Source organism: Alicyclobacillus shizuokensis NBRC 103103 (genome assembly GCF_001552255.1).
GTDB lineage: Bacteria > Bacillota > Bacilli > Alicyclobacillales > Alicyclobacillaceae > Alicyclobacillus_G > Alicyclobacillus_G shizuokensis.
The window spans coordinates 1-2,802 of the sequence record NZ_BCQV01000099.1 but is presented as its reverse complement, the minus strand read 5'-3'; the positions used below and the strand labels follow the sequence as shown (position 1 = coordinate 2,802).

Genomic DNA, 2,802 nt, shown 5'->3' with positions numbered 1-2,802 from the left:
CTTGGCTCGAAATTTCTCAGGCGGTATCCGCCGTCTGGGTTGTTGCTGGGGATTGGAGTGGGTTAAAACCATAAATCCACTCCACATACTGAAAGTCATCGGGGGCCCGGTTGCTCATGATGGTATTGCGCAACAAGGCCGCCGTGGCGTCGCGCGTATGGATGATGTCTCCCCACACACGGACACTGGTTTGAATGCGGGATGTCCGTGGAATCCGCTGCTGTTGGTAGAGAGCAAACGCTTTCTCCATATCCGGTGTGAAGTCTCTCACAGCTTCGGCCAGACAAGCCGCGTCCTCAATGGCTTGACAGGCCCCTTGCGCCATGTACTGGTACATGGGGTGAGCCGCGTCGCCCAGCAAGGTAATTCGGCCATCTGTCCAGTTTGGAATCGGTTCACGGTCATTCATGACCCAGTGCCTGTCTGTATGAATGTTGCGCAGAGCCTCCTGCACCCTTGGAGCGCACATGCCGAAATACTCAAACAATTCTTCCGGAGTTCCCCACTCGGATTCGCCGTTCAAGAATCGAGGGCTTTCGAACACGGCAACTTGGTTATACAATTCTCCCCGACGAATCGGATATTGCACAAAATGCATGCCTGGTCCAATCCACATCACCACGTCGTCCAACCACGGGTGCTCCGTTGCTTGTTCGATGGGCAAGGTACCACGATAGGCGACATACCCCTTACAGACGGGATCATCTTTGTGAATGAGACCTCTGGTCGCCGACCACAGACCATCAGCGGCAATCACGGCTTTGCCAATAAACTCATTGCCGTTGTCACAAACCACACGCGCACCGCCGGGAATGTTCTCCACCCGCTCGACCGTGTGATTGGGAAGCAAATGCACATGTTGTGAATCCTTACATGCCCGGAGAAGCACGTCGAGCAAGTCCGAGCGATGCGCAACAAGATATGGGTAGCCGAAATGCGCACGGAAAGACTCTCCTAGGTCGAGCACCCCGAGTTCCCGTTCGGCAATCGCGTCCAGGAGAACCAATCTATGCGGGAAGAAAGCCACCTCCGACAGGGCATCGTAGACCCCGAGCCAATCAAGCACACGCACCGCGTTGGGCCCCAATTGCAGGCCCGCGCCAATCTCGCGAAACTCGTGAGCCTTCTCGAAAACCCACACATCCTGCCCGACGCGAGCTAAAGCCAAGCCCGCGCTCAGCCCCCCAATACCCCCGCCGACAACCAAAAGTGCTCCTGTCTGCGTCGTAGTCGTCTTGACCCTCTCCTTTACCGTAGTTTCCCCACTCAAACCTATGCCAGGACTTGTTCAATATCCGGCGAAGGCGGATTCAATCGGCACAAGGATTGGCCGTGCCGTCGGAATCCCCCCTTCCCAGCCTCTCAGCTTCATGTCATTTAGTGATATAATAATATTACTAAATGACATTCATTATTTTATGGCAAGAGCAAACGGTAGATCAACTCCGTCAGGAAACCATGGAACAAAAAATCTATAGAATCTGTCGTCAGGAAAGTGGCACCATACAAACACACAAAAAAAAGGACCATCGGCAGATGGTCGCGCACTTGTGAATGCACAATTTGAGAGCCGAAGGCCGCATCCGTCGGCTCTGGTGTCAGACGTAGGCTTTCACTGTCCGCGGGACGTCATCCGTGTCCAGTAACCTTATCCCCGTGACGCCCCCTTCCGCCTCGCTGCCAACGCCAAGTAACAGACCGTCGCAAACAGGAACGAAACCACAGTCACATGCAGCAGAAACGCCCAGGGGGCGATGTGCGCGGCGATGAGGATGCCGCCGGATACCGCCTGGAGCAGCACCAGCACGAGGAACCAGCGGCTGGCCGTGTGCAACTCCGGCCGCCATTCTTTCAGCGGCCGTGTCAGCCGCCACAGGTAGCCGGCGAGAATCAGCATGCCGAGCGCGACACTGCGGTGGAGCACATCCAACCAGAACACGCCGCCCGAGAGAGCCGGCGACTCCAACGGGATCGGCCACCCCTTGAACGCGGCCCCCCATCCGGTGTTCGCCGCGTAAGCGCCGATGTACAACGCGATGTACACGTACAGCACCGCACCCGCAGACCAGCGGGCCACCCGCGGCTGCAGCGACTGGACAGAAGCGGCCGCGGGATGGGCGGTGATAGCGGCTGGAGAGGGCCTGGGACCAAACCTACTTTTGGCGGCGCCCGGCCACAGGAAGATGACCAGCAGGAAGGTGCCGACAAAGGACAAAATGGCAATGGTGACATGCGCCGCCATGATGGCCGATGGATTGACAAACAGGACCGCCAGGGCGCCAAGGACGGCCTCCAGCACAATGCCCGCGCACAGAAGCCCCAGACACAGCATCAGGGTGCGGTTCTTGCGCGCGTAACGCAACAAGGCCACGGCGAGCCAAACAAACAGCACCATATCAAGCAGGACGGCCAGCCTGTGCGAATACTCGATAACCACCGCCGAGGACCAGCGGCTGGGCACCAGCTGTCCGTTGCACAGCGGCCAGTTGCGACCGCACCCCAAGGCTGATCCCGTCACCGTATCGAGAAAGCCTAGCGTATTGACCAGAAAGACGCAGAGAAACGTGGCGAGACTCAATTGCCACAGACGCTTCTGCGCATCTCCCGCCCGTCTGCCCGGCTTCGCCCCGGCCGATCCGAACGTTACCGCCATACTTCTTCCCTCCCACTATAAACTAGTGCTTTCTTCTATTTACTCTCTCATTCTCACGATTACACACCTTGACAACTTGAGAGGGACTGCTGGAATGTTAGATGTGCCAATCTTCGAACAGGTATTCCGTGGCAGGAACAGAGATTGGC

At 57.3% G+C, this 2,802-nt stretch carries 2 protein-coding genes; both read right to left on the bottom strand.

Annotated elements, in window-relative coordinates; genetic code table 11:
* Positions 1–16 precede the first annotated feature (16 nt).
* Positions 17–1,207, bottom strand: a complete 1,191-nt coding sequence (locus tag ASH01S_RS17405; RefSeq protein ID WP_067929698.1) for an FAD-dependent monooxygenase — start codon at positions 1,205–1,207, stop codon at positions 17–19.
* A 441-nt stretch (positions 1,208–1,648) separates the two neighbouring features.
* The gene (locus tag ASH01S_RS17400; protein ID WP_067929697.1) at positions 1,649–2,653 is read right to left on the bottom strand and encodes a COX15/CtaA family protein; all 1,005 of its coding nucleotides are present in this window, start codon (positions 2,651–2,653) and stop codon (positions 1,649–1,651) included.
* Positions 2,654–2,802 lie beyond the last annotated feature (149 nt).